The following is a 25,294-nucleotide window of genomic DNA, read 5'->3' as shown; positions in this document are numbered from 1 at the left end:
TTGGCGCAGTAGGCTTCCCGGCGAGAGCCGGAGCCCCGACCCTGGGGACACACCTGCCGAGGAGCGCCCCGCATGAGCCTGACCCTGAGGACGATCAGCCGCGAGCAGCATCTGGCGTACATCCAGAGCCTGCCCTCGGCCAGCCACATGCAGGTCCCGGCATGGGCCGATGTGAAGGCCGAATGGCGCGCGGAGAACCTCGGGTGGTTCGACCAGTCCGGCCAGCTCGTCGGTGCCGGACTGGTCCTCTACCGGCAGCTCCCCAAGATCAAGCGGTATCTCGCCTATCTGCCCGAGGGCCCGGTGATCAACTGGTTCTCGCCGAACCTCGAGGACTGGCTGCAGCCGATGCTCTCGCACCTGAAGCAACAGGGTGCCTTCTCCGTGAAGATGGGCCCCCCGGTCGTCATCCGCCGCTGGGACGCCGCGGCGGTCAAGTCGGGGATCCAGAACCCGGATGTGAAGCGGCTGCGCGACGTCGAGGCGACCTTCATCGAGCCGCGAGCCTTCGAGGTCGCCGACCGGCTGCGACGCATGGGCTGGCAGCAGGGCGAGGACGGAGGCGCGGGCTTCGGTGACGTCCAGCCCCGGTACGTCTTCCAGGTCCCGCTGGAGAACCGCTCCCTCGAGGACGTCCTCAAGAGCTTCAACCAACTCTGGCGCCGCAACATCAAGAAGGCCGAGAAGGCCGGCGTCGAGGTCGTCCAGGGCAGCTACGACGACCTCCCCGAGTGGCAGCGTCTCTACGAAATCACCGCTGATCGCGACCACTTCCGCCCACGCCCCCTCGGCTACTTCCAGCGGATGTGGACGGCCCTCAACGCCGAGGACCCCAACCGGATGCGCCTCTACTTCGCCACGCACGAGGGCGAGGCGGTCGCCGCCGCGACCATGCTGATCGTAGGCGGCCACGTCTGGTACTCCTACGGCGCCTCCGCCAACCACAAGCGGGAGGTCCGGCCCTCCAACGCCATGCAGTGGCGGATGCTGCGCGACGCCTACGCGCTCGGCGCGACCGTCTACGACCTGCGCGGCATCAGCGACTCCCTCGACGAGAGCGACCACCTCTTCGGCTTGATCCAGTTCAAGGTCGGCACAGGCGGCCAAGCCGCCGAATACCTCGGCGAGTGGGACTTCCCGCTGAATAAGCTGCTGCACAAGGCTCTCGACATCTACATGTCGCGCCGCTGACCCCGCTGCCGGAACTCCCGGCAGCTCCGCCGCCGACGCAACCGTCCCCCACGTTCTCCGCTTCATATCTTCTATACACCGCAGCCACGAGAGAGGTTCCGTACCGGCCATGGCGCTCACCCTCTACGTCGACACCGCACGCTGGCGGGCGCATCAGCAGAAGGTGATCCAGCAGTTCCCCGGCATCGTCCCGGTCTGCAAGGGCAACGGCTACGGCTTCGGCCCCGAGCGGCTGGCCGACGAGGTGGGCCGCTTCGGCTCCGACATGATCGCCGTCGGCACCACCTACGAAGCCGCCCGTATGAAGGACTACTTCAGCGGCGACGTCGTCGTCCTCACGCCCTTCCGCCGCGGCGAGGAGCCCGTCCCGCTGCCCGACCGCGTCATCCGCTCGGTCTCCTCCGTCGAGGGCGTTCACGGCCTCGTCGGGGCGCGCGTCGTCATCGAGGTCATGAGCAGCATGAAGCGACACGGCGTCAGCGAGCAGGACCTCCCGATGCTGCACGCCGCGATCGAGGACGTACGGCTCGAGGGCTTCGCGATCCACCTGCCGCTCGACCGCACCGACGGCTCCGACGCGGTCGAGGAGGTCATCGGCTGGATGGACCGGCTGCGCACGGCCCGGCTGCCGCTGCACACCATGTACGTGAGCCATCTGGCCGCCGATGAACTCGCCCGCCTCCAGCAGCAGTTCCCGCAGACCCGCTTCCGCGCCCGTATCGGCACCCGCTTCTGGCTGGGCGACCACGAGGCCACGGAGTACCGCGGCGCAGTCCTGGACGTCACGCGGGTCGTCAAGGGCGACCGCTTCGGCTACCGCCAGCAGAAGGCAGCCGCCGACGGCTACCTCGTCGTCGTCGCCGGTGGGACGTCCCATGGCGTGGGGCTCGAGGCCCCCAAGGCGCTGCACGGTGTGATGCCGCGCGCCAAGGGCGTGGCCCGGGCCGGTCTGGCGACCGTCAACCGCAACCTCTCGCCGTTCATGTGGGCGGGCAAGCAGCGCTGGTTCGCCGAGCCGCCGCACATGCAGGTCTCGCTGCTGTTCATCCCGCTCGACGCGCCGGAGCCGAAGGTCGGCGAGGAACTGGTGGCGCACCTGCGACACACCACGACGCAGGTCGACCGGGTCGTCGACCGCTGAGGCGCGTCGTCGACCGCTGAGGCAGGTGCGTCGACGCTGAGACCGGTGCGTCGACCACGCGCGTCCGCGTCGTCGACCGCTGAGGCCCTACGGCGGCCCCGCCCCGCCTCAGGAGCCTCGGGAGCTGTCAGCGCCCGCCCTCAGGCCGAGCCACCCCGCCGTACCGCGCCCGGCTCCGCTGCGTCGCGCCCCACTGCACGTGCGTGCCGCCCTCGTAGTGCGCCGCGTGCCGCGCATGCCGCCGATGCCCGAGGACCACGGCGTCCGGCGCCCCGTCCAGCACACCGCCCGAGGGGTCGTCGGAGCCGTCACGGCGTACGGGGTCCCGCTCGGGCATCAGCACGTCCCGGATCACGACGGCGCACAGGTACAGCGTCCCCAGCAGGTGCAGCAGGATCGCGAACTGGTAGCCCTCCAGGGGCAGTCCATGGTGCTTGTCACCGCTGGAGGTGTACGCGAGATACATCCAGATTCCGGTGAAGTAGAGCACCTCGCAGGTCTGCCAGATCAGAAAGTCGCGCCACCGGGGCCGGGCGAGCGCCGCCAGCGGGATGAGCCACAGCACGTACTGCGGCGAGTAGACCTTGTTGAAGAGGATGAAGATCGCGACAACGAGGAAGGCGAGCTGCGCGAAGCGCGGACGGCGCGGTGCGTACAGCGCGAGGACGGCGATTCCGGCGCACAGCAGCAGGGTGAGCGCCGTGGCCCAGGTGTTCGCGCCGGCGAGCGGGTTCCCCGTGCGCTGGGAGATGATCAGCCAGAACGAGCCGAAGTCGACCGGCCGCTCCTGGCTGAACGTGTAGAACTTCTGCCATCCCTCGGGCGCGAGCGCCATCACCGGCAGGTTGACGACCAGCCACGCCGCGACCGCGCCGCCCGCCGCCCAACCCCACGCGCGGAGCCGCCCCGCGCGCAGGCACAGTACGAGCAGCGGCCCGAGCAGCAGAATCGGGTACAACTTGGCGGCAGTGGCCAGCCCGATGAGGATCCCGGCGGCCATCGGCCGGCTGCGGGACCACAAGAGCATGCCCGCGGCGGTGAGGGCGACCGCGAACAGATCCCAGTTGATGGTGGCGGTCAGCGCGAAGGCGGGTGCCAGGGCGACGAGCAGGGCGTCCCAGGGGCGGCGGCGGTGCGTACGGGCCACACAGACAGCGATCACCGCGGTGCAGGCCATCAGCATGCCCGCATTGACCAGCCAGTAGATCTGCTCGCGGGCCACGATGGACCCGCTGCCGGGGGTCAACCAAGCCGCGACCTGCATGAAGAACCCGGTCAGGACCGGATACTCCAGGTACTCCATGTCACCGGGCAGCCGGTCGAGGTACGGGGTCAGGCCGGATGCGAAGCCGCGCGCGTTGTAGAGATGCGGGATGTCGGAGTAGCAGGCGTGCGTGTACTGGCTGGTGGCCCCGAAGAACCAGCCGCCGTTGTAGCAGGGCAGCTTCTGCACCATGCCCAGCGCGAACATGCCGATCGCGACGACCGCGATCACCCGCACCGGCGTCCACCAGCCGGCGCCGGGCAGCACCCGCCGCCCGGCCGGTCCGCCGATCAGCTCGCTCGCGGCCGTTGCCACCGGGTCCTCCGCTGTGGGCCGTGCGGGCTGCCGGCGCCGGTCCTCGTGCACGCTCGTCATGGGCCACATACTGCCGCACGCGCGTCGACGACGAAGCCCCCGCCCGGTCGGACCGGGCGGGGGCTGTGTCGTACGGCGGGGCGGTGCCCGCGGCAGTCATTCCCGGCGTGTGCCGGTCGGGCCGCCGAAAATTCCGCCGCTGTCGTTTCCACCGGTCGGTGGTGTCGGCGAGCCTGTGGACCCGCCGTCGTTGCCTCCGTTGTTGCCATTCCCGCCGTTGCCGTTGGCGCCACCACCCGACTGGCACTGCGGGTCGAAGACGCTGCACGTGTCCGAGGGGCTCGGCGACGTGGACGGCGTCCCGCTGGGCGACTGGGTGGGTTGGTCGGAGGGCGAGGCCGTGGGCGTGTCCGACGGCGTCGGAGTCGGCGACGGAGCGCCCGCCTGGTCGACCGGCTCGCCAATGGGCTCCGGCTCCGGGAACGGGCGGTTCTCCTGCCCCTTGAGCGCCCCCTTCATGTAGTCGGTCCAGATCTCGGTCGGAATGGCACCACCGTGGATCGAATCAAAGCCACCGGTGCCGTTCATGGAGAGCAGCTTCTTGCTCTCCGGGTCGTTGCGGAACATGGCGACCGAGGTCGAGAGCTGCTTGGTGTAGCCCACGAACCACGCCGACTTGTTCTCGTCGGTGGTACCGGTCTTGCCCGCCGCGAACCGCCCGAGCGCCTTGGCCTTCTGCGCCGTGCCGTTCTCGATCACGTTCTCCAGAACCTTCGTCACGTTGTTCGCGACGTTGTTCTCGAGCGCCTGCTTCGGCTTGGGCGCATCGAAGCCCTCGAGCTCCTGCCCCTCCTTCTCCACCTTGGTCACCGAGTACGGCTCGTAGTGCTGACCGGAGGTGGCGAAGGTGCCGTACGAGTCGGCCATGCGGATCGCGCTGGGGGTGGACGTACCGAGGGAGTAGGACACGTTCAGCTTGTCCATGCTCGCCTCGAGGATGCCGGTGTCCATGGCGACCTGCTTGACGTTGCCCAGGCCGACGTCGACGCCGAGCTGTGCGAACGGCGCGTTCACGGACTGCTCCATCGCCTTCTTGAGCGAGATGAAGCCCCAGGGCCGGTCGCTCTCGTTCTTCTGGCGGAACGGCTGGCCGTCCGGGCCGGGGATGGGCTGGCCCTCGCGGTCCTTGATCACCAGCCGGTCGTTGCCGTTGTACTTGCTCGTGGGCGGGATGCCCTGGCCATCGCTTCGGTACGTGCCGTACTTCATCGCCGCGGCCAGCACGTACGGCTTCCAGGTCGAACCCACCGGGACACCGGAGGTGTCAGCGTTGTTGCTGAAGTGGTTCTGGTCGTACCCCTCGCCGCCGTAGAGCGCGATGATCTTGCCGGTATTGGGGTCGACCGACGCGCCACCGAACTGCACGTACTTGTCCCGCTCGCGCCTCTTCTTGTCGAGGTATGCCTTGCGCGACGCGTTGACCGCCTTCTCGAGCAGTGCGGTCTTCTTCTTGTCGAAGGTCGTGTGGATCTGGTAGCCGCCCTTGGACAGGTCGTCCGGGCTGAGGTTCGTCTGCTTGATGACGTACTTCTGGGCCGTCTCGACCAGATATCCGTTCTGGCCGGACAGCCCCTTGGCGAGCTTCGGGTCCTTGGGCGTCGGGAAGCCGTCGGCGAGGATGCGGCTGCGCTCGGCGGCGCTCATCTTGTTGACCTGGACCTCACGGCCGAGCGTCCAGGCCCAACGCTCCTTGGCCCGCTGGGTGTTGAGGAGCTTGGTGGCGTCGTCGCCGATGCCGCCGGCCGGGTCGTAGAAGTTCGGGCCGTTCAGGACGGCCGAGAGGAAGGCGCTCTCGGTGGCGGTCAGCTCGTCGCAGTCCTTGTTGTAGTACGCCTGGGCGGCCGCCTGAATGCCGTAGGCGCCGCGGCCGTAGTAGGCGGTGTTCAGGTAGCCCTGCAGGATCTCGTTCTTGCTGAGCTTCGAGTCCGCCTTGATGGAGATGAAGAGTTCCTTGACCTTGCGCGTGAGCGTCTGGTCCTGGCTGAGCATGGCGTTCTTCACGTACTGCTGAGTGATTGTGGAACCACTCTGGGTGTCGCCTCCCCGGGCCATGTTGAACACGGCGCGCGCGATACCGACGGGGCTGACGCCGGAGTCCTCGTAGAAGGTGGCGTTCTCAGCAGAGATCACCGCGTTCTGCATCGACCTGGGAATCGAGGTGATCGGGACGATCTGCCGGTTGACGTCGCCACCGGTCGCGGCCATCTGCGAACCGTCGGACCAGTAGAAGACGTTGCTCTCCGACTGCGCCGCCTGGCTGGGGTCGGGCACCTCCACCACGAAGGCGAGCGCCAGGCCGGCCGCGCCGATGATCAGCGCGAAGAACCCGAAGATCGATCCGGTGATGAGCTTCCAGGACGGCACCCAGCGCCGCATCCCGGCCTCACCGGCGCGCGGGTAGTCGATGAAACGCTTCGGCTGCGGCTCACGGGCCATTGCACGGCGCGAGGCCGCCCTCCCACCCGCCTCGGCGGCCGCCGCACGCCGCCTGCTGCCACCGCCGGCTCTCTGGGCAGCACGCCGGGCCTCCGCTCGCCCGCCGTAGGGACGCGTGTCGCCGGCCGCGGCGGACCGGTTGGCGCCGCGCTGAGGTGCGGCTCGGCGGCCGGACGGAGGCTGCCCTGCCCCGCGCCGGGCCGCAGCGCGTCCACCGCCATGCGACTGCGGTGGCTTGCGACGGTGCTCGCTCATGGAACTGTTACTCCTCGGGCAGGCGCTATCGCCTGAAAGCGACAGATGACTTCCGGTCCCCCCGACATGCGGACGCCGGCAATCCGGCCGGTGACCGCACTGCACCAAGGACGAGGACGCTCCACGGTGTTCCGTGGTTCCCGGTGGTCTGCATGGCGCACAGACTACGCACGTCCAAAACCCACCCAGGGCCCATGTTCACCCCAAATCAGGCAAGTTGATTCCCACGAATCAGTGATGTGACGCCGTTCACGGCTTCCCCTCTTGTCGCAGCCGGAGGAGCGTTCTATCGTCTGGATGTATCGAGTCGATACATCACAGCGTCATAGGGAACGGCAGAACCACAGGAGGCGAGGGATGAGCAGGCGCTCCGGCATCCTCGAATTCGCCGTTCTGGGCCTGCTCCGGGAGTCCCCTATGCACGGCTACGAGCTGCGCAAGCGGCTCAACACCTCGCTGGGCGTCTTCCGGGCGTTCAGCTACGGCAGCCTCTACCCCTGCCTGAAGACCTTGGTCGGACAGGGATGGTTGATCGAGGAGCCGGGCAGTGCACCGGAGGACGCGCTCGCCGCTTCCCTCGCCGGCCGCCGGGCGAAGATCGTCTACCGGTTGACGGCGGAGGGAAAGGAACGCTTCGAGGAGCTGCTCGCCCACACCGGTCCCGACGCGTGGGAGGACGAGCACTTCGGCGTCCGCTTCGCGTTCTTCGGACAGACGTCGCGCGACGTACGGATGCGGGTGCTGGAAGGGCGGCGCAGCAGGCTCGAGGAGCGCCTCGAGAAGATGCGCGCGTCCCTGGCCCGTACCCGCGAGCGCTTGGACGACTACACCCTTGAGCTGCAGCGGCACGGGATGGAGTCGGTGGAGCGCGAGGTCCGCTGGCTCAACGAGCTGATCGAGAGCGAGCGGGCGGGGCGTGATCAGCAGCGGTCCGCCCCGGAATCCCCGGACCAGTCAGAGAGCACGGGCGGCCTGCCCCGGAACCGGGGTAGCGCCCGGCCGGATCCGTCCGACGACACCGCAAATTGAGTCCTGCACCCCGCAGGGCTTCTTCGAGTACACACAGGGAGCAACCGGAATGGGTTCGGTTCGCGTAGCCATCGTCGGCGTGGGCAACTGCGCCGCCTCGCTGGTGCAGGGCGTCGAGTACTACAAGGACGCCGACCCGGACAGCCGCGTGCCCGGTCTGATGCACGTGCAGTTCGGCGACTACCACGTGCGTGACGTCGAGTTCGTGGCCGCCTTCGACGTGGACGCGAAGAAGGTCGGCCTCGACCTCGCGGACGCCATCGGTGCCAGCGAGAACAACACCATCAAGATCTGCGACGTGCCCTCCACCGGTGTCACGGTGCAGCGCGGCCACACCCTCGACGGCTTGGGCAAGTACTACCTCCAAACCATCGAGCAGTCCGACGAGGAGCCGGTCGACGTCGTCCAGGTCCTCAAGGACAAGCAGGTCGACGTGCTGGTCTGCTACCTGCCGGTCGGCTCCGAGGACGCCGCCAAGTACTACGCCCAGTGCGCGATCGACGCCAAGGTGGCCTTCGTCAACGCTCTGCCGGTCTTCATCGCCGGCACCAAGGAGTGGGCGGACAAGTTCGCCGAGGCCGGTGTGCCGATCGTCGGTGACGACATCAAGTCGCAGGTGGGCGCGACGATCACGCACCGCGTGATGGCCAAGCTGTTCGAGGACCGGGGCGTCATCCTGGACCGCACGATGCAGCTCAATGTCGGCGGCAACATGGACTTCAAGAACATGCTCGAGCGCGAGCGCCTTGAGTCCAAGAAGATTTCCAAGACCCAGGCCGTCACGTCGCAGATCCCGGACCGCGACCTCGGCGAGAACAACGTCCACATCGGCCCGTCCGACTACGTGGCCTGGCTGGACGACCGAAAGTGGGCCTACGTCCGTCTCGAGGGGCGGGCTTTCGGAGACGTGCCGCTGAACCTGGAGTACAAGCTCGAGGTTTGGGACTCCCCCAACTCGGCCGGTGTCATCATCGACGCCCTGCGTGCCGCGAAGATCGCCAAGGACCGCGGTATCGGCGGTCCGATCCTCTCGGCGTCCTCGTACTTCATGAAGTCGCCGCCCGTGCAGTACTTCGACGACGAGGCCCGAGAGAACGTCGAGAAGTTCATCAAGGGCGAGGTCGAGCGCTAGGAGTCTGCTCCGGCGCACCGCCTCTGGCTCGTGATCGCGGACCCTCGGGCAATACGCCCGGGGGTCCGCGTGCTGTGTGAGGCTGTGCGGCATGGCTGTTCTGCGTGATCTGCGCGTACTGCTGGGACTGCGCGGCTTCCGGCAACTGCTGGCCGTCCGCATCCTGTCGCAGCTCGCCGACGGCGTGTACCAGGTCGCGCTCGCCACATACGTCGTCTTCTCCCCGGAGAGGGAGACGTCCCCGGCGGCCATCGCCTCGGCCATGGCCGTCCTGCTGTTGCCGTACTCCCTCATCGGCCCGTTCGCGGGCGTTCTGCTCGACCGATGGCGGCGCCGCCAGGTCCTGCTCTACGGCAATCTCCTCCGAGCCGTTCTGGCGTGCGGCACCGCGGTGCTGATCGTCGCCGCGGTACCCGACTGGCTCTTCTACGCCTCGGCGCTGTCGGTGACTGCCGTCAACCGCTTCGTTCTCGCGGGACTCTCCGCCGCGCTGCCCCGCGTCGTCGACCGAGAGCGGCTCGTCATGGCCAACTCCGTGTCCCCTACTGCCGGGACGCTGGCGGCTACGGCCGGCGGCGGGCTCGCCTTCGCCGTACGTCTTGCGGGCGCGGAGTCGGACGCCGTAACGGTGCTGCTGGGAGCGGGGCTGTATTTGTGCGCCGGACTCGCCGCGCTGAGGATGGGCCGCGAACTGCTCGGCCCTGACCCGGAGTTGGTCCAACCCGGGCTCCGAAAGGCGCTGAGGAGCACGGTCGAGGGCCTGGCGCTCGGACTGCGACACCTCAACCAACGGCGTCTGGCCGCACGGGCGCTCACCGCGATGAGCCTGATGCGCTTCTGCTACGGCGCACTGACGGTGATGGTGCTGATGCTGTGCCGCTACGCGTGGTCGGAGACCGAGTCGGAAGGGCTCGCACTCCTGGGCCTCGCCGTGGTTGTCACCGGAGCGGGATTCTTCGCCTCGGCGGTGGTCACCCCATGGGCGATCGACCGGCTCGTCGCCATCAACTGGCTGGGGCCCGACGCACATGTGCGCTGGATCATCACATGCTCCGCCGTCGCGGCCGTTCTCGAGCCCGGGCTGAGTCTCCTCTTCGAGCCGGAGCCGATGCTGGCCGCCGCCTTCGTCCTGGCCCTCGCGACCCAGGGAGCGAAGATCGCAACGGACACCATCATTCAGTCATCCGTCGATGACGCCTTCCGCGGCCGCATCTTCTCCCTCTACGACATGCTCTTCAATGTCGCCTTCGTCGCGGCGGCGGGGGTGGCGGCGCTCATGCTGCCCCCGGATGGGCGGTCGGCGGTTCTGGTCATCCTCATCGCCGTGATCTACGCCGCCGTCGTCTCTGTCGGTAGACCCATTCGGCCTAATCGGGAGGTCGTGTTTCACGTGAAACACGACGCGTGAGCCGCGTGGCACTTCTACCCACGCCGTGCGTCCGTTGTTTCACGTGAAACGAGCCCCTGTGCACCAGACATGGCGAAGAGCTGCGACGGATCGCCGGGTCCGGGGACGGGCTCTCCGGGGCACCAGACACGAAGGGGCGCCGCGTGGAACGGCGGCGCCCCTGTTTCACGTGAAACATGCAACCTCGGCCGCCGTCACCTCTGGACGGTCCACCACTCCTTGAGGGCCGCCACGGCGTCGTCCCGCTGCATGGGGCCGTGCTCCAGCCGAAGCTCCAGAAGGTGCTTGTAGGCCTTGCCCACGACCGGCCCCGGCTTCACCCCGAGGATTTCCATGATCTCGTTCCCGTCCAGGTCCGGCCGGATCGCGTCCAGCTCCTCTTGCTCCTGGAGCTGCGCGATGCGTTCCTCCAGACCGTCGTACCCCCGGGAGAGCCCCGCGGCCTTCCGCTTGTTCCGTGTCGTGCAGTCCGAGCGGGTCAGCTTGTGCAGCCGGTCGAGCAGAGGCCCGGCATCGCGTACGTACCGGCGGACCGCGGAGTCGGTCCACTCGCCCGTCCCGTAGCCGTGGAACCGCAGATGCAGCTCCACCAGCCGGGAGACGTCCTTCACGGTCTCGTTCGGATACTTCAGCTTGGTCAGCCGCGACCTCGCCAACTTCGCGCCAACCACTTCGTGGTGGTGGAAGGAGACGCGGCCGTCGCTCTCGAAGCGCCGTGTCTTCGGCTTGCCGATGTCGTGCAGCAGCGCCGCCAACCTCAGGACGAGGTCCGGCTCGCCGTCCTCGAGGCCAATGGCCTGTTCGAGGACGATGAGGGAGTGCTCGTAGACGTCCTTGTGCCGGTGGTGCTCGTCCCGCTCCAGCTTCAGCGCCGGAAGCTCCGGCAGGAAGTGGTCCGCCAGACCTGTGTCGACGAGCAGCTTCAGCCCCTTGCGCGGGTGGGCCGAGAGGATCAGCTTGTTGAACTCATCCCGTACGCGCTCCGCGGAGACGATCCCGATACGGTCCGCCATTGCCGTCATCGCTCTCACAACCTCAGGCGCGACATCGAAATCCAACTGGGCCGCGAACCGGGCGGCACGCATCATCCGCAGCGGATCGTCCGAGAACGAATCCTCGGGTGCGCCGGGCGTCCGCAGGACGCGAGCCGCGAGGTCCTGGAGGCCGCCGTGGGGGTCGATGAACTCCTTCTCGGGCAGCGCGACCGCCATCGCGTTGACGGTGAAGTCACGGCGGACGAGGTCCTCCTCGATCGATTCGCCGTACGACACCTCGGGCTTGCGCGACGTCCTGTCGTAGGCCTCCGACCGGTACGTGGTCACCTCGATCTGGTACTCGCGGTCCTCGCCGCCGCTGCGGCTCCTGCGCATGCAGCCGACCGTGCCGAAGGCGATGCCGACCTCCCACACAGTGTCGGCCCAGGGCCGGACGATCTTCAGCACGTCCTCGGGGCGGGCATCCGTCGTAAAGTCGAGATCGTTGCCGAGCCTCCCGAGCAGCGCGTCCCGCACGGAACCGCCGACCAGAGCAAGCGTGTGCCCGGCGTCCCGGAAACGGCGGGCGAGATCGTCGGCGACGGGCGACACTCGTAGCAGTTCACTCACGGCCCGGCGCTGCGCTTGGCTGAGGGGGCTCACAGGCGGAGCGGTCTGCGGGGTCCGCGAGTTCTGCGGGGTCCGCGAGTTCTGCGGGGTCTGCGGGGTCTGCGGGGTCTGGCTGTCATGGTTGGCGTTCGGCACAACAGAACAGGGTACGTGGCCCGGCTTCCCGGAGCGTCCCCGATTCCCCAGGGACCGCATCGGGGCGATGAAAGATCATGTGGAGCACTCCCCAGCACTTCGCCCCAGCGGGTCTCGTTACCATGCGTGGACGCACATCCGACGACTACCACTGACGACAGCGAGGGACGGCAAACGCGTGGCCGAAGCGGCACAGTTCCAGGGAACGCGATCCGCTCCCGCCCGCAAATGGCTGCGGCGGACGGCCGCCGGGCTGCTCGGGGCTTCCCTCCTCGCCGGCCTCGTGCAGATTCCCTCCGCTTCCCCGGCGCAGGCCGCACCGGACGCCGTCGGCTCGAGCAGCGTGGACGTCTCGATCAATTCGATGACGCCCACGTCCCCGACCGAGGACGACACGCTCACCGTCAAGGGCACGGTCACCAACAAAGGCAAGTCCACGATCTCGGATGCCCACGTCGGTCTGCGCCTCGGCCGGACGCTCGACAGCCGCAGCGCCATCGACACCGCCTCCAAGCGCACCGGATTCGCTCCCGGCTCGGACGGCGAGGAAGTTCCCGGCAAGTACCAGGCCGAGATCGACAAACTCCCGTCCGGCATCACGGAGAACTTCAGCCTCAGCATCCCGGTCGAGGATCTCGACATCCGCGGCAACGGGGTCTACCAGCTCGGCGTCTCCCTCGCCGGACGGACCCCCGGCAAGTCCTACGACCAGGTGCTCGGCATCGAGCGGACCTTCCTCCCCTGGCAGCCCACCGCCGCCGACCGGAAGACCGACGTCAGCTACCTCTGGCCGCTGATCTCCACTTCCCGCCTCACCGCTCGTACCGATTCCGACGCGGAGCAGACGCGGGCGCTGCGCGACGACTCCCTCGCCGCCGAGATCGCCCCGGGTGGGCGGCTCCAGCAAATGGTCACCCTCGGAAAGAACCTCCCTGTGACATGGGTGGTGGACCCGGACCTGCTGGCGACGGTCGATGCCATGACGAAGAACTACAAGATCGCCAACCCTGACGGCACCACCACCACGGGCAAGCACCAGGCGGTCGCCAAGCAGTGGCTCAAGGACTTCCAGGAGGCAACCCAGGAACGTGAGGTCGTGGCACTCCCCTTCGCCGACCCCGACCTCGCCTCCCTGGCCCACCGTGGCAAGGACGTCGGGGGCGCTCTGGGCCAGCTCAAGTCCGCCACCGACCTCGCCTCCAGGACCGTGGAGACGATTCTCGGCAGGAAGCCCCGTACCGACTTCGCCTGGCCCGCCGAGGGCGCCATCGACTCCTCGGTGGTGGACGTGGCCACGTCCGCGGGCGCGCACAACGTGATCACCCGTAGCGACAGCCTCCGCGAGCGGGGCGGCCTCCCGTACAGCCCCACTGCTGCCCGTCCCATCGGCCGCGGCAATACGGCGGTGGTCGCCGACGCCCGCCTCTCCACGGCTTTCAGGGGCGACCTCTCGCGCGCCGAGGACTCCACGCTCGCCGTCCAGCAGTTCGTCGCCCAGACCCTCATGGTCACGATGCAGGCGCCCGGGAGGCAGCGCAGCATCGTCGTCGCACCGCAGCGCATGCCCACCGCGAGCCAGGCGCGGGCGATGGCCGATGCGATCACGGGGCTCGAAGAGGAGCGGTGGGCGCAGCCACAGGATCTGAGCGACGCCGCGAAGGCGAAGCCCGACCCCGACGCGACCACGCAGGTGCCGGGCCGGGGCGCCTACCCCGGTTCGCTGCGCAAGCAGGAGCTCCCCACCGAAGCCTTCCGCGACGCCCGGACGACGCAGAACTCCCTCGACCGCTTCCAGGTGATCCTCTCCCAGCCGGACCGCGTGGTGACGCCCGTCGGCAACGCGATCATGCGCGAGATGTCCACGTCCTGGCGCGGGAACGGTCGTGACGCCGCCGATTACCGGCAGTCGGTGCAGGACTACCTCACCGATCTCAGCCAGAGCATCCAGCTGGTCCAGAAGTCCACGCAGACCCTCTCCGGCCGCAGCGCCACGATCCCGGTGACCGTCCAGAACAATCTGGTCCAGGGGATCGAGGGCATGAAGCTGGTCCTCACCTCCGGCCAGCCGAACCGCCTCGAGGTCGAGCAGGAGCAGGCGATCCAGGTCGAGGGCGGACACAGCCAGTCGGTGAAGTTCGACACCACGGCCCACGCCAATGGCACGGCCTGGGTGACCGCCCGCCTCTACACGGAGGACGGCACGCCCTACGGTGCCCCGATGACATTCCGCGTGAAGGTCACCGAAATCACATCCACGGTGATGCTCGTCATCGCCGGTGGCGTGCTGCTTCTCGTGCTCGCGGGCATCAGGATGTACACCCAGCGCAAGCGGGCCGCCACCCGCGAGGCCACGGGCGGCCCGGATTCCCCCGAAGCCCCGGCTTCCAGCGCATCCCCGCAGGCCGAGCGTGCCCGGCGGGCCGAGGAGATCTCGCCGGCATCCGCGTCGGGAGAACCCGCGTCCGTGGCGCCGGCGTCTCATGCCGCAGAGCACCATGCGCCGGGCTCCGGCCCGGAGCAGCAGGGTGACGTGACGCCGGACACCGATCCGGAAAGCGGCGAGGCATCCGGCATGGGTGAGAAAGTGGACCGTTGAGCGATGTCAGGGCCGGTCGGCCGGGGACGATGAGGTGGGGTAGCGATGAACGCGCCGTACGACGGTGAGCGCGGCCAGCGCCCGGGCAATGACCCGGCGGGCCACGCCTCGCCGCCCCCTCCCGCCGACCCGTACGTGCGGGACGCCTACGTGCACGACCCGTACAGCGGACAGGACCCCGCGGTGCAGGATCCGGTGACGGAGGCGCTCTACGACCGCTCGGCGCACCCGCCGCCGCCTCCGGGTACGGTTCCGGACCAGCAGCCCCTCTACCAGCAGCCTCCGGCGCCCCCGAACGCCCCGGATCCGCGACTCTGGGCCCCGACCCCTCCGCCGGAGCCGGACGGCCCGTCCCGCCGCCTGCCCTACGGTGACAACAACGCGGCGACCCAGTACGTGGGTGTGGACGACCTGGTGGGCCGTTCCGCGCCCCCGGAGGAGCCCCCGGCGGTCCCGGGGGCTCCTCCGGGGCAGCCCCCGGCGGCTCCGCAGGACGCCTTCGCGCACCTCTACCGCGATCAGCAGCAGCCCTACCGGGCGTCGCAGCCTCCCGCGGTCCCACCGCCTCCCGCAGCCCAGCAGCCACCCATGACCCCGCCGCCGTCCCAGCCGGCCGTACAGGCAGCCGCTGAGGCACCACAGCCCGGCCCCGCCCCGAGCCCCGCTCCCGCACCGGCTCCCCAGCGCGCGAGCGGACGGGCTTCGAGCATCCTCAAGTCGAGCGCCCTGATGGCGGCCGGGACGATCGTCTCCCGCATCACGGGGTTTCTGCGCACCCTGGTCATCGCGGCCGCGATCGGCGTGGGCACGCTCAACGACACGTACCAGGTCGCCAACACCCTGCCGACGATGATCTACATCCTCGTCGGCGGCGGTGCCCTGAACGCGGTCTTCATCCCCCAGCTGGTCCGGGCGATGAAAAACGACGACGACGGGGGCGAGGCCTATGCCAATCGCCTGCTGACGCTCGTCGTGGTCCTTCTCGCAGGTGTCACCACGGTCTGTGTGCTGGCCGCCCCGGTCTTCATCCGCCTGATGTCCCAGAAGATCGCTTCCGATCCGGCGCAGATGGAGGTGGCGGTCGCCTTCGCCCGCTACTGCCTGCCGACCATGTTCTTCATGGGCGTCCATGTGGTGCTCGGCCAGATCCTCAACGCCCGGGAGCGCTTCGGGGCCATGATGTGGACCCCGGTGCTGAACAACGTCGTCGTCATCGCCACCTTCGGCGCCTTCATCTGGGCCTTCGGCGGCTACACATCGACCGGTGTCAGCGCGGCCACGGTCACCCCGGAAGGCATCCGCCTGCTGGGGATCGGCACCCTGCTCGGCCTCACCGTGCAGGCCCTGGCGATGATCCCGTACCTGCGCGAGGCCGGCTTCCGCATCCGGCCCCGCTTCGACTGGCGCGGCCACGGGCTCGGCAAGACTCTCGCGCTCGCCAAGTGGACGTTCTTCTTCGTCCTTGCCAACCAGCTCGGCATGGTCGTCGTGACCCAGCTCGCCACCTGGGCTGGATCGGTCGCCGAGGGAGAGGGCTACACCGGCACCGGCATCACGGCGTACAACTACGCCCTGCTGCTCTGGCAGATGCCGCAGGCCATCATCACCGTCTCCGTCATGACCGCGGTGCTGCCCCGCATTTCGCGCGCCGCGCACGACCAGGACGCCGCGGCGGTGCGCGACGACATCTCGTACGGGCTCCGCACGTCGGCCGTCGCGATCGTGCCGTGCGCGTTCGCCTTCCTCGCGCTCGGCGTCCCCATCACAACGCTGCTGTACGCGGGTTCGGGCGCGGAAGGCGCCCGCAACATCGGCTTCGTGCTGATGGCCTTCGGCCTCGGGCTGATCCCGTACTCGGTCCAGTACGTCGTGCTGCGCGGCTTCTATGCCTACGAGGACACCAGGACGCCCTTCTACAACACGGTCATCGTGGCTGCGGTCAACGCGGCGGCGTCCGGCCTGTGCTTCGTCCTTCTGCCCTCGCGGTGGGCGGTTGCGGGCATGGCCGCCTCCTACGGGCTGGCGTACGGGATCGGTGTTGGGGTTGCCTGGAACCGACTCCGCAAGCGTCTGGGCGGCGACCTGGACGGGGCGCACGTGCTGCGCACCTACGCCCGCCTGGCCGGCGCGTGCGTACCCGCCGCCCTCGCGGCCGGAGGCGCCGCCTACGGCATCACCCAGGCACTCGGCAGCGGTGCACTGGGATCGCTTGCGTCCCTGTTCGCCGGCGGAATTCTCCTCATCGGGGTTTTCTACGCGGCTGCCAGGCGTATGCGCATCGAAGAGCTGACCGCCATGGTCGGAATGGTCCGCGGCCGACTCGGCCGCTGACCGAGCACAACCATTGGCCGCCATCGTGTGTCGTGCATAGCGGCGGACTGTGGGCACAATTGTCTTTGCTGTGGTGCGAGAGCGTGCAACGGATGGGGAGGCAGGAACGACGGTGGCGGAACGGAGCACGGCTGCCGTCGACGTGGCAGCCAGCAGCGGCGACGAGCCGCTGACCGCCCAGAAGGGCAAGGCCACGGCCGACGGGGCGGACGCCCAGGAAAAGACCGGCGCGGACGCGGAGACCGCTACCGCCGAGACGGCTGGAGGCACGGGCGAATCACCGGGCCCCGCGCCCGAGGTGGAACCCCCGGAACTGCACAGCGGCCACAAACTCGCAAGACGCTACCGGCTCGAGGAGTGCGTCACCCGGCTGGACGGATTCAGCAGCTGGCGTGCCGTGGACGAAAAACTCCGCCGCGCCGTCGGCGTGCACATCCTTCCCGCCGAACACCCGCGGGCCCGCCCGGTTCTCGCGGCAGCCCGCTCCGCCGCACTCCTCGGCGACCCCCGATTCGTGCAAGTCCTCGACGCCGTCGAGGACAACGACCTGGTCTACGTCGTCCACGAATGGCTCCCCGACGCGACCGAGCTCACCGCCGTCCTCGCCTCCGGGCCCTTTGAGGCCCACGAGGCGTACCAGCTCGTCAGCCAGGTGTCCCAAGCGATGGCTGCCGCGCACCGGGAAGGGCTCGCGCACCTCCGGCTCACGCCCAGCACCGTACTGCGCACCGATTCCGGTCAGTACCGCATCCGCGGCCTCGCCGTGATGGCCGCGCTGCGCGGCATCCGCTCCGACCACCCACAGCGCAGCGACACCGAGGCGATCGGCGCGCTGCTGTACTCCGCGCTCACCCAGCGCTGGCCGTACGAGGAGGACGCCTACGGTCTCTCCGGACTGCCGAAGGGCGTCGGACTCATCCGTCCCGACCAGGTGCGCGCCGGTGTCCATCGCGGCCTCGCGGACCTTGCCATGCGGGCCCTGGTGAACGACGGTGCCACCGCTTCCCGCCAGGAACAGCCCTGCACCACACCCGAAGAGCTGGCCAAAGCGGTCGCGGCGATGCCGCGCATCCGCCCGCCGGAGCCATCCTTCGCCACGCCCGCGTACCAGCCAACGGCGTACCAGCAGGGCGCCTACCGGCAGTCGGCGAATCACGCCGGGCCTGCGGCCCCCTCCCGTCCCGTCCCGGTGCCGCCCCCGCCTCTCCAGACCCGTACCGGACAGGTACTCAAGTGGACAGTCGCGGCACTGCTCATCGCGGCGCTCGGGCTCGGAAGCTGGCAGCTCGCCGACACACTGATGGATCGCGAGCACAGGAGCGACGACTCCGGTCCTTCCCAGTCCGCGGGTGACGACGGCAACAAGAAGGCGGCCGGGAGCCCGCTGCGCATCCAGGACGCCACCGAGTTCTCCCCGCTAGCCGCCCCGACGGCACCGGAGAAGGTCGAAAACGCCGTGGACGACGACGCCGGCACGGCGTGGGTAACGCCCCGGTACGAGGGCTATGCCAACTTCGGCAACCTCCCCCAGCGCAAGCAGGGCGGTGGTCTGATCCTCGACCTGGGCGGGGTCAAGAACGTCTCCGGGCTCGTCCTCCGCATGTACCGCCCGGGGCACACGGTGGAGGTCCTCGCTGCGGACGGCTCGGCAGCGGCACCGAGCTCGCTCGACGACTTCTCCCAGCGACTGACGAAGCGGGAGAGCATCGGCGAAAGTCTCCGGACTACTCTCGACAAGTCGGTGCGAACGCGATACGTACTGATCCACATCACCGAGCTCCCCTCGGACGGATCGGGCGGGTTCCGTGGCGGGATCTCGGAGATCAAGATCACCGGCTGACCGACCGGAACCACCGGCTGACCGTCCGGACCGAGGCGAAGGGGAGGGCTCGACGTTGGACGACGCCATACGCGGCGCCGCGAGCGACCAGGACCTCCTCGCTCGCCACGTGGCGGGCGATCCAGAGGCCTTCGGGGAAATAGTCCGACGCCACCGCGACAGGCTCTGGGCGGTCGCTCTGCGGACCCTGGGAGACCGGGAGGAGGCCGCGGACGCCGTCCAGGACGCCCTCGTGTCGGCCTACAGGGCCGCCCACACCTTCCGCGGCCAGTCGGCCGTCACCACCTGGCTGCACCGGATCACTGTGAATGCCTGCCTCGACCGGGCCCGCAAGGCGTCCTCCCGCCGTACGTCGCCGGTAGCGGAGACCGAGCGGCTCGAGCAACTCCTCGAGCCTCATGAATCCGCTGCGGCACCGGCGGAGCGCGACGATCTGCACCGCCAGCTGATCGAGGCCCTTGCGACGCTGCCCACCGAGCAGCGCGCGGCCCTGGTTCTGGTCGATATGCAGGGCTACCCCGTGGCCGAGGCCGCGGACGTCCTCGGGGTCCCGACCGGCACCGTCAAGAGCCGCTGTGCCCGAGGCCGGGCCAGACTCCTCCCGATGCTCACGCACCTTCGTCCCGACGATGGGGGTAATCCGGGGTCGGACGGGGGAGGGAACCGGACGCAGGGGACGTCCGTCCCAACGGCAGGACCGAGGGACACAGATGCCGTGAAGGGCGGAGGTGGACGAGCGTGACTTCCTCGACCGGCACGGACCAGCACCCTGATGTCGCGGACATCTCCGCTCTGGCCGAGGGCGTCCTTCCGCCCGACCGCACGACCGACGTGCGTGAGCATCTGGCCGGCTGCGAACTGTGTGCGGAGATCCGCGACTCCCTTGAGGAGATCCGCGGGCTTCTCGGCACCCTCCCCGGTCCGGCGACCATGCCTGCCAATGTCGCCCGGCGCATTGACGCGGCACTCGCGGCGGAGGCTCTTCTGGACGCAACGGCTCCCGCTGTTTCACGTGAAACCGGCGCCGCTGCGACCGCAGACGTCGAGCGCCCAGAGGAGCCCGGCGCCGTTTCACGTGAAACCGCCCCAGCCACACGCCCGCACCGCTCCTCGGACCGCCCCGAAGGGCGACCGGGTGCCTCGACCGGGCCGGGCCGCAAGGCCCGCCACCGCCGCACCTGGCGTACGGCTGTGTTCGGTGCGGCATGTGCCCTCGCGGCGATCGGGCTCGGCGGGGTCGTGGTGAACTCCATCAATGATTCTGGCGGTGACTCCACCACGTCCGGCTCCGCCATGGCGGAGCGCTCCAAGACGAAGGAGAAGAGCGACCTTGCCTCCAGCGGCCTGAGCCCAAAGGTTCAGCGCTTGCTCGAGAGCGCCGACTCCGCTTCCTCTCCGCCCCCAAGCAACAAGGACCTCGGCTCCGAATCCACCCCCAACCACACGATGCGGGGCGGCGACACGATCGTGCCGTCATGCGTACGGGCGGGCATGGGACGCACCGATGACCCCATCGCGTCCCAGGAAGTCACTTACCGCGGCACCGATTCCTACCTCGTGCTCATGCCTCGTCCCTCGGACTCCTCACGCGTCGACGTCTATGTCGTGGATGCCGCGTGCAGCGGAAGGTCTCCGCAGGGCCCCGGCGAAGTCCTTCTCAAGGACGTGTATCAGCGCCGCTGAGCCGTGCCGAGTGTGCCGTACAGCTCCGGGAATGCTGGCCCCGTAGGATCCGTTGGGTGGATAAGAGTCCCGCTTGGATCAGCCAGCAGTCTGCAGAGACGAGGAAGACACCCGTGAGCGACGTCCGTAACGTGATCATCATCGGGTCCGGGCCGGCGGGCTACACCGCGGCGCTGTACACCGCACGTGCCTCCCTGAAGCCCCTTGTTTTCGAGGGTTCCGTCACGGCCGGCGGCGCGCTGATGAACACCACTGATGTGGAGAACTTCCCCGGCTTCCGCGACGGCATCATGGGTCCGGACCTGATGGACAACATGCGAGCCCAGTCGGAGCGATTCGGAGCGGATCTCGTGCCGGACGACGTCGTCGCCGTGGATCTGACCGGCGAGATCAAGACCGTCACCGACTCGGCGGGTACTGTCCACCGCGCTCGTGCCGTGATCGTCGCCACTGGTTCGCAGCACCGCAAGCTGGGACTTCCGCGGGAGGACGAGCTCTCCGGACGCGGTGTCTCCTGGTGCGCCACCTGTGACGGCTTCTTCTTCAAGGACCATGACATCGCCGTGGTCGGCGGTGGTGACACGGCGATGGAGGAGGCGACCTTCCTGTCGCGCTTCGCCAAGTCAGTCACCGTGGTCCACCGCAGGGATGCCCTGCGTGCCTCCAAGGCCATGCAGGAGCGTGCGTTCGCCGATCCGAAGATCTCCTTTGCCTGGCACAGCGAGGTCGCCGAGATTCACGGGGACCCGAAGCTCACCGGTTTGACCCTGCGGAACACCAAGACCGGCGAGCGGTCCGAGCTTCCCGTAACTGGGCTCTTCATCGCGGTCGGGCACGACCCCCGGACCGAGCTTTTCAAGGGTCAGCTCGAACTCGACGCCGATGGCTACCTCAACGTCGACGCGCCCTCGACCCGCACGAACCTCACCGGGGTGTTCGCGGCGGGCGACGTCGTGGACCACACCTACCGCCAGGCCATCACCGCGGCGGGCACGGGGTGTGCTGCGGCGCTCGACGCCGAGCGGTACCTGGCGGCTCTCTCGGACTCGCAGCCCGCGGAGCCGGAGAAGGCCGCCGCCGCTCTCTGAACCTCACTTCTCTCACGCAACAACGAACAAGGAGACCGCCATGGCCGGCGCCCTCAAAAACGTGACCGACTCATCCTTCGACGAGGATGTCCTGAAGAGCGACAAGCCGGTGCTGGTTGACTTCTGGGCAGCCTGGTGCGGTCCTTGCCGCCAGATCGCCCCGTCGCTGGAGGCCATCGCCGCTGAGCACGGCGACAAGATCGAGATCGTCAAGCTCAACATCGACGAGAATCCGGCGACGGCCGCCAAGTACGGCGTCATGTCCATCCCGACGCTGAACGTCTACCAGAACGGCGAAGTGGCCAAGACCATCGTCGGTGCCAAGCCGAAGGCTGCGATCGAGCGCGACCTCGAGGACTTCATCGGCTGACCGCCGTTTCACGTGAAACAGGCCCGCCCCCAGCGAGGGGGCGGGCCTGTTCGTCTTTGGTGCCCTTCAGAGCCTCTGCGGTACCCCGCGAGACTAGAGGGGCCTGAGCGCCGGCTCCTTCTGTACGGCGCCCAGCAGCCGGTCCAGTGCCAGCTCGACGTCTTCCTTCCAGGAGATCGTCGTACGCAGCTCCAGTCGAAGGCGCGGGAAGCGGTGGTGCGGCCGTACGGTCTTGAACCCGACCGCCAGTAGGTGCTCCGCGGGGAGCACACACACCGGCTCCTTCCAGCGGGCGTCACCGAACGCCTCGATCGCTTTGAACCCTCGCCGCAGAAGATCCTTGGCGACTGTCTGCACAATCACCCGTCCAAGTCCCTGCCCCTGATATCCCGGCATGATCCAGCCCGTCATCAGTTGAACGGCGTCAGCCGACACCGGACTGGTGGGGAAAGCCGTGGACCGCGGAACGTAGGCCGGGGGAGCGTACAGAACGAACCCCACCGGCACCTCATCGACGTAGACCACGCGGCCGCAGGAGCCCCATTCGAGCAGAACCGCAGAAATCCAGGCTTCCTTCTCCAGCTCCGGTCGTCCCGCCTTTACTGCGGCTTCCCCGCTGACCGGGTCGAGTTCCCAGAAGACACAGGACCGGCAACGCTTGGGGATGTCCGGAAGGTTGTCGAGTGTGAGCGGTACGAGCCGACGCCCCATGAAGCCTGTCCCTCACTTCCATCGACGGCCGCTCCACGAGCGGCCGCAAGCGCTCCACGCTCTCTGATGAAACTGCCGACGAATCCGCCGACCGCCCCCAGGCTCAATCCTGCTGCCAGGAGTCCTGCACGGCTCATCGATCGCATCGCCCGGTCCTCCAAATGAGGTATCTCCACGTGGATGCGCCATACCAGAACGCATCGTACCCATGTCGCGATTGCACCGATACTGCGAAAAGGAAAGGGCGGGCCTTGTCCCGGTGATGCGGGTCTCTCAAAGAGTCCCGGTTGTCACTGTCGGCTCCATGGCCCGCCCTCTCGGTTCACTGGGAACCGGATAATCAGTTCTCGTCGTCCTCGTCGTCCTTCTTGGCTTCCTCCGCCAGCCCCTGCTCAAGCACCCGGCCCTCACCGGGCGCCAGCGTGCCCAGGATCCGCTCAAGATCGTCTATTGACGCGAACTCAACGACGATCTTTCCCTTCTTCTGGCCCAGGTCGACCTTCACCCGTGTCTCAAAGCGGTCGGACAGCCGAGAGGCCAAGTCGGTAAGCGCCGGCGAGACCCGTGTGCCCGCCCGCGGCCCCTTGGCCTTCGGGGAACTGGTCGGCCGTGTCCCCATCAGGGTGACGATTTCCTCGACCGCCCGGACCGACAGCCCTTCGGCCACGATTCTGTGCGCCAGGCGGTCCTGCTCCTCGGAGTCCTCGACCGACAGCAGCGCACGAGCGTGCCCTGCCGAGAGCACACCGGCAGCCACCCGGCGCTGCACCGACGGAGACAGCTTCAGCAGCCGCAGGGTGTTGGACACCTGCGGACGGGAGCGTCCGATGCGATCAGCAAGCTGATCGTGGGTGCAGTTGAAGTCCTTGAGGAGCTGGTCGTAGGCCGCCGCCTCTTCGAGCGGGTTGAGCTGAGCCCTGTGGAGGTTCTCCAGGAGGGCGTCGAGGAGGAGCTTCTCGTCCTCGGTCGCCCGGACGATCGCGGGGATCTGCTCCAGGCCGGCCTCACGGCAAGCCCGCCAGCGGCGCTCGCCCATGATGAGTTCGTACCGCTCCGGCCCGAGCTGCCGGACGACAACCGGCTGAAGAAGACCGACCTCCTGGATGGAAGTGACGAGTTCCGCCAGCGCGTCCTCGTCGAAAACCTCACGGGGCTGCCGAGGGTTCGGAGTGATCGCGTCGAGCGGCAACTCGGCGAAGTGGGCACGATCCGACTGTACTGCGGTGGGGTCTGCGGATACCTCTTCCGTGGCGGGAGCTTCCGTTTCACGTGAAACCCTGTTCGGCGGAAGCGCGGCGACCTTGGCCGCCGCCACCCCACGGTCCGGTGCGATGGTCGGTACCGCCGTCGGCGACGTGGCACCCACCCCGACCGCAGGCGCGACCGCACCCGAACCCTGCGGAGCCGCAGGGATCAGCGCGCCGAGACCCCGGCCCAGTCCTCTACGTCGATCACTCACTGCGTCCCCTCCGACATGCTGTGCTGGTCCTGCTGAGCGTTCTGGCCCGCCGCATGCGCGTACTGCGGGTCGTAGTTCACACCGACGCCCCGCAACGCGATCTCGCGCGCCGCCTCGAGATACGAGAGCGAGCCGCTCGAGCCCGGATCATAGGTGAGCACGGTCTGGCCGTAGCTGGGGGCCTCCGAGATCCTCACCGACCGCGGAATGCTCGTCCTCAGCACCTCATTCCCGAAGTGGCTCCGCACTTCTTCCGCGACCTGCGAAGCAAGGCGGGTCCGGCCGTCGTACATGGTGAGCAGGATCGTCGATACATGGAGCTGGGGGTTCAGATGACCTCGCACCAGATCGACGTTCCGCAGCAACTGCCCGAGGCCTTCCAGCGCGTAGTACTCGCACTGAATCGGGATCAGCACCTCGGCGCCGGCCACCAGTGCGTTCACCGTGAGGAGCCCCAGGGACGGGGGACAGTCGATAAGGATGTAGTCCAGCGGCTGCTCGTAGCCCTGGATCGCGCGTTGCAGCCGGCTCTCCCTCGCTACGAGCGAAACCAGCTCGATCTCGGCTCCGGCCAGATCGATCGTGGCGGGCGCGCAGAACAGCCCCTCCACGTCCGGCACGGGCTGCACGACCTCCGAGAGCGGCTTGCTCTCGACGAGAACGTCATAGATCGAGGGCACCTCGGCATGGTGATCGATCCCCAGAGCAGTAGACGCGTTCCCCTGCGGGTCGAGATCGATCACCAGCACCCGGGCACCGTGCAGCGCCAGCGAGGCAGCCAGATTGACCGTGGTGGTGGTCTTCCCCACGCCGCCCTTCTGGTTGGCGACCACAATCACGCGTGTCTGCTCCGGGCGTGGCAGACCTTCGCCCGCGCGGCCCAGCGCTTCCACCGCAAGCTGGGCGGCGCGGCCGATGGGGGTGTCGTCCATCGGGGGTGGCGTTTCACGTGAAACGCCGTCCCCCACCGATTCGGTACGGGGACCGGGGACCGGATCGGTCATCGGTCCCGCGATGTTGGCGTCGGACCGCAAGGATTCACTCTCCTCGACATCAGGCTCGCAATGAACAGAGCCTGCCATGCTTTCGGGGTTGTGAACCAGCGCAGTCCGTTCACCTGTGGATGAATCCACATCGGCAGCACCATCTGACGGCGCAGAATCCGGTTTCCGGGACGACAGAGTTTGGTCGCGAGTCGCGGCAGCCGCGCGACCACGGCTGATGATTCCCTGCAGCAGTGAGCGGC

18 protein-coding genes are annotated in these 25,294 nt (G+C 68.4%); 12 read left to right on the top strand and 6 right to left on the bottom strand.

Annotated features, from left to right (window positions below):
• Nucleotides 1–72 precede the first annotated feature (72 nt).
• Both AB0M26_RS02940 and AB0M26_RS02935 read left to right on the top strand, forming a co-directional pair.
• On the top strand, nt 73–1,191 hold the full coding sequence (locus tag AB0M26_RS02940) for a peptidoglycan bridge formation glycyltransferase FemA/FemB family protein (RefSeq protein ID WP_365253492.1): 1,119 nt from the start codon (nt 73–75) through the stop codon (nt 1,189–1,191).
• Between the two features lie 109 nt (nt 1,192–1,300).
• Complete coding sequence (locus tag AB0M26_RS02935) at nt 1,301–2,332, top strand: alanine racemase (protein WP_365253489.1); 1,032 nt, start codon at nt 1,301–1,303, stop codon at nt 2,330–2,332.
• Between the two features lie 127 nt (nt 2,333–2,459).
• On the opposite strand, the gene AB0M26_RS02930 is transcribed toward AB0M26_RS02935, so the two are convergent.
• Entirely contained in the window at nt 2,460–3,971 is a 1,512-nt protein-coding gene (locus tag AB0M26_RS02930; protein WP_365253486.1) for a glycosyltransferase 87 family protein, read from the bottom strand.
• 96 nt (nt 3,972–4,067) lie between these two features.
• Nucleotides 4,068–6,662: a transglycosylase domain-containing protein gene (locus AB0M26_RS02925; protein ID WP_365253483.1), complete on the bottom strand. Its 2,595-nt coding sequence runs from the start codon at nt 6,660–6,662 to the stop codon at nt 4,068–4,070.
• 357 nt (nt 6,663–7,019) lie between these two features.
• Between AB0M26_RS02925 and AB0M26_RS02920 the strand changes: the two genes are divergently transcribed.
• From AB0M26_RS02920 to AB0M26_RS02910, 3 genes are all read left to right on the top strand, one after another.
• On the top strand, nt 7,020–7,691 hold the full coding sequence (locus AB0M26_RS02920) for a helix-turn-helix transcriptional regulator (protein WP_365253480.1): 672 nt from the start codon (nt 7,020–7,022) through the stop codon (nt 7,689–7,691).
• A 49-nt stretch (nt 7,692–7,740) separates the two neighbouring features.
• Entirely contained in the window at nt 7,741–8,823 is a 1,083-nt protein-coding gene (locus AB0M26_RS02915; protein ID WP_365253477.1) for an inositol-3-phosphate synthase, read from the top strand.
• A gap of 91 nt (nt 8,824–8,914) precedes the next feature.
• The gene (locus AB0M26_RS02910) at nt 8,915–10,231 is read left to right on the top strand and encodes an MFS transporter (protein WP_365253474.1); all 1,317 of its coding nucleotides are present in this window, start codon (nt 8,915–8,917) and stop codon (nt 10,229–10,231) included.
• Between the two features lie 194 nt (nt 10,232–10,425).
• On the opposite strand, the gene AB0M26_RS02905 is transcribed toward AB0M26_RS02910, so the two are convergent.
• Nucleotides 10,426–11,970, bottom strand: a complete 1,545-nt coding sequence (locus AB0M26_RS02905) for a CCA tRNA nucleotidyltransferase (protein ID WP_365253471.1) — start codon at nt 11,968–11,970, stop codon at nt 10,426–10,428.
• 178 nt (nt 11,971–12,148) lie between these two features.
• Here AB0M26_RS02905 and AB0M26_RS02900 point away from each other — a divergent pair, with 178 nt between their 5' ends.
• The 7 genes from AB0M26_RS02900 to trxA all read left to right on the top strand — a co-directional run bounded on the left by AB0M26_RS02900 (nt 12,149) and on the right by trxA (nt 21,878).
• Nucleotides 12,149–14,566, top strand: a complete 2,418-nt coding sequence (locus AB0M26_RS02900) for a DUF6049 family protein (RefSeq protein ID WP_365253468.1) — start codon at nt 12,149–12,151, stop codon at nt 14,564–14,566.
• A gap of 45 nt (nt 14,567–14,611) precedes the next feature.
• Nucleotides 14,612–16,897: a murein biosynthesis integral membrane protein MurJ gene (gene murJ, locus AB0M26_RS02895; RefSeq protein ID WP_365253465.1), complete on the top strand. Its 2,286-nt coding sequence runs from the start codon at nt 14,612–14,614 to the stop codon at nt 16,895–16,897.
• A gap of 112 nt (nt 16,898–17,009) precedes the next feature.
• Nucleotides 17,010–18,737 carry a protein kinase family protein gene (locus AB0M26_RS02890; protein ID WP_365253462.1) on the top strand — a complete coding sequence of 576 codons (1,728 nt, stop codon included), beginning with the start codon at nt 17,010–17,012 and terminating at the stop codon, nt 18,735–18,737.
• Nucleotides 18,738–18,792: 55 nt separating this feature from the next.
• On the top strand, nt 18,793–19,479 hold the full coding sequence (sigM, locus tag AB0M26_RS02885; protein ID WP_365253459.1) for an RNA polymerase sigma factor SigM: 687 nt from the start codon (nt 18,793–18,795) through the stop codon (nt 19,477–19,479).
• Entirely contained in the window at nt 19,476–20,420 is a 945-nt protein-coding gene (locus AB0M26_RS02880) for an anti-sigma factor (RefSeq protein WP_365253456.1), read from the top strand. The genes sigM and AB0M26_RS02880 overlap by 4 nt, the downstream gene beginning before the upstream one ends.
• 113 nt (nt 20,421–20,533) lie before the next feature.
• Nucleotides 20,534–21,508 carry a thioredoxin-disulfide reductase gene (gene trxB, locus AB0M26_RS02875; RefSeq protein ID WP_365253453.1) on the top strand — a complete coding sequence of 325 codons (975 nt, stop codon included), beginning with the start codon at nt 20,534–20,536 and terminating at the stop codon, nt 21,506–21,508.
• 40 nt (nt 21,509–21,548) lie between these two features.
• Entirely contained in the window at nt 21,549–21,878 is a 330-nt protein-coding gene (trxA, locus tag AB0M26_RS02870) for a thioredoxin (protein WP_365253450.1), read from the top strand.
• Nucleotides 21,879–21,971: 93 nt separating this feature from the next.
• On the opposite strand, the gene AB0M26_RS02865 is transcribed toward trxA, so the two are convergent.
• The 3 genes from AB0M26_RS02865 to AB0M26_RS02855 form a co-directional block, all read right to left on the bottom strand.
• Complete coding sequence (locus tag AB0M26_RS02865) at nt 21,972–22,589, bottom strand: GNAT family N-acetyltransferase (RefSeq protein WP_365253447.1); 618 nt, start codon at nt 22,587–22,589, stop codon at nt 21,972–21,974.
• 340 nt (nt 22,590–22,929) lie between these two features.
• Complete coding sequence (locus tag AB0M26_RS02860; protein ID WP_365253444.1) at nt 22,930–24,048, bottom strand: ParB/RepB/Spo0J family partition protein; 1,119 nt, start codon at nt 24,046–24,048, stop codon at nt 22,930–22,932.
• Nucleotides 24,045–25,130 (bottom strand): ParA family protein, encoded by a 1,086-nt coding sequence (locus tag AB0M26_RS02855; RefSeq protein ID WP_365253802.1) that lies wholly within the window; start codon nt 25,128–25,130, stop codon nt 24,045–24,047. Before AB0M26_RS02855 ends, AB0M26_RS02860 begins: the two co-directional genes overlap by 4 nt.
• Nucleotides 25,131–25,294: the final 164 nt, after the last annotated feature.

The organism is Streptomyces sp. NPDC051776, from assembly GCF_040681345.1.
Classification (GTDB): domain Bacteria; phylum Actinomycetota; class Actinomycetes; order Streptomycetales; family Streptomycetaceae; genus Streptomyces.
This window is presented reverse-complemented; position numbering and strand designations above follow the sequence as displayed.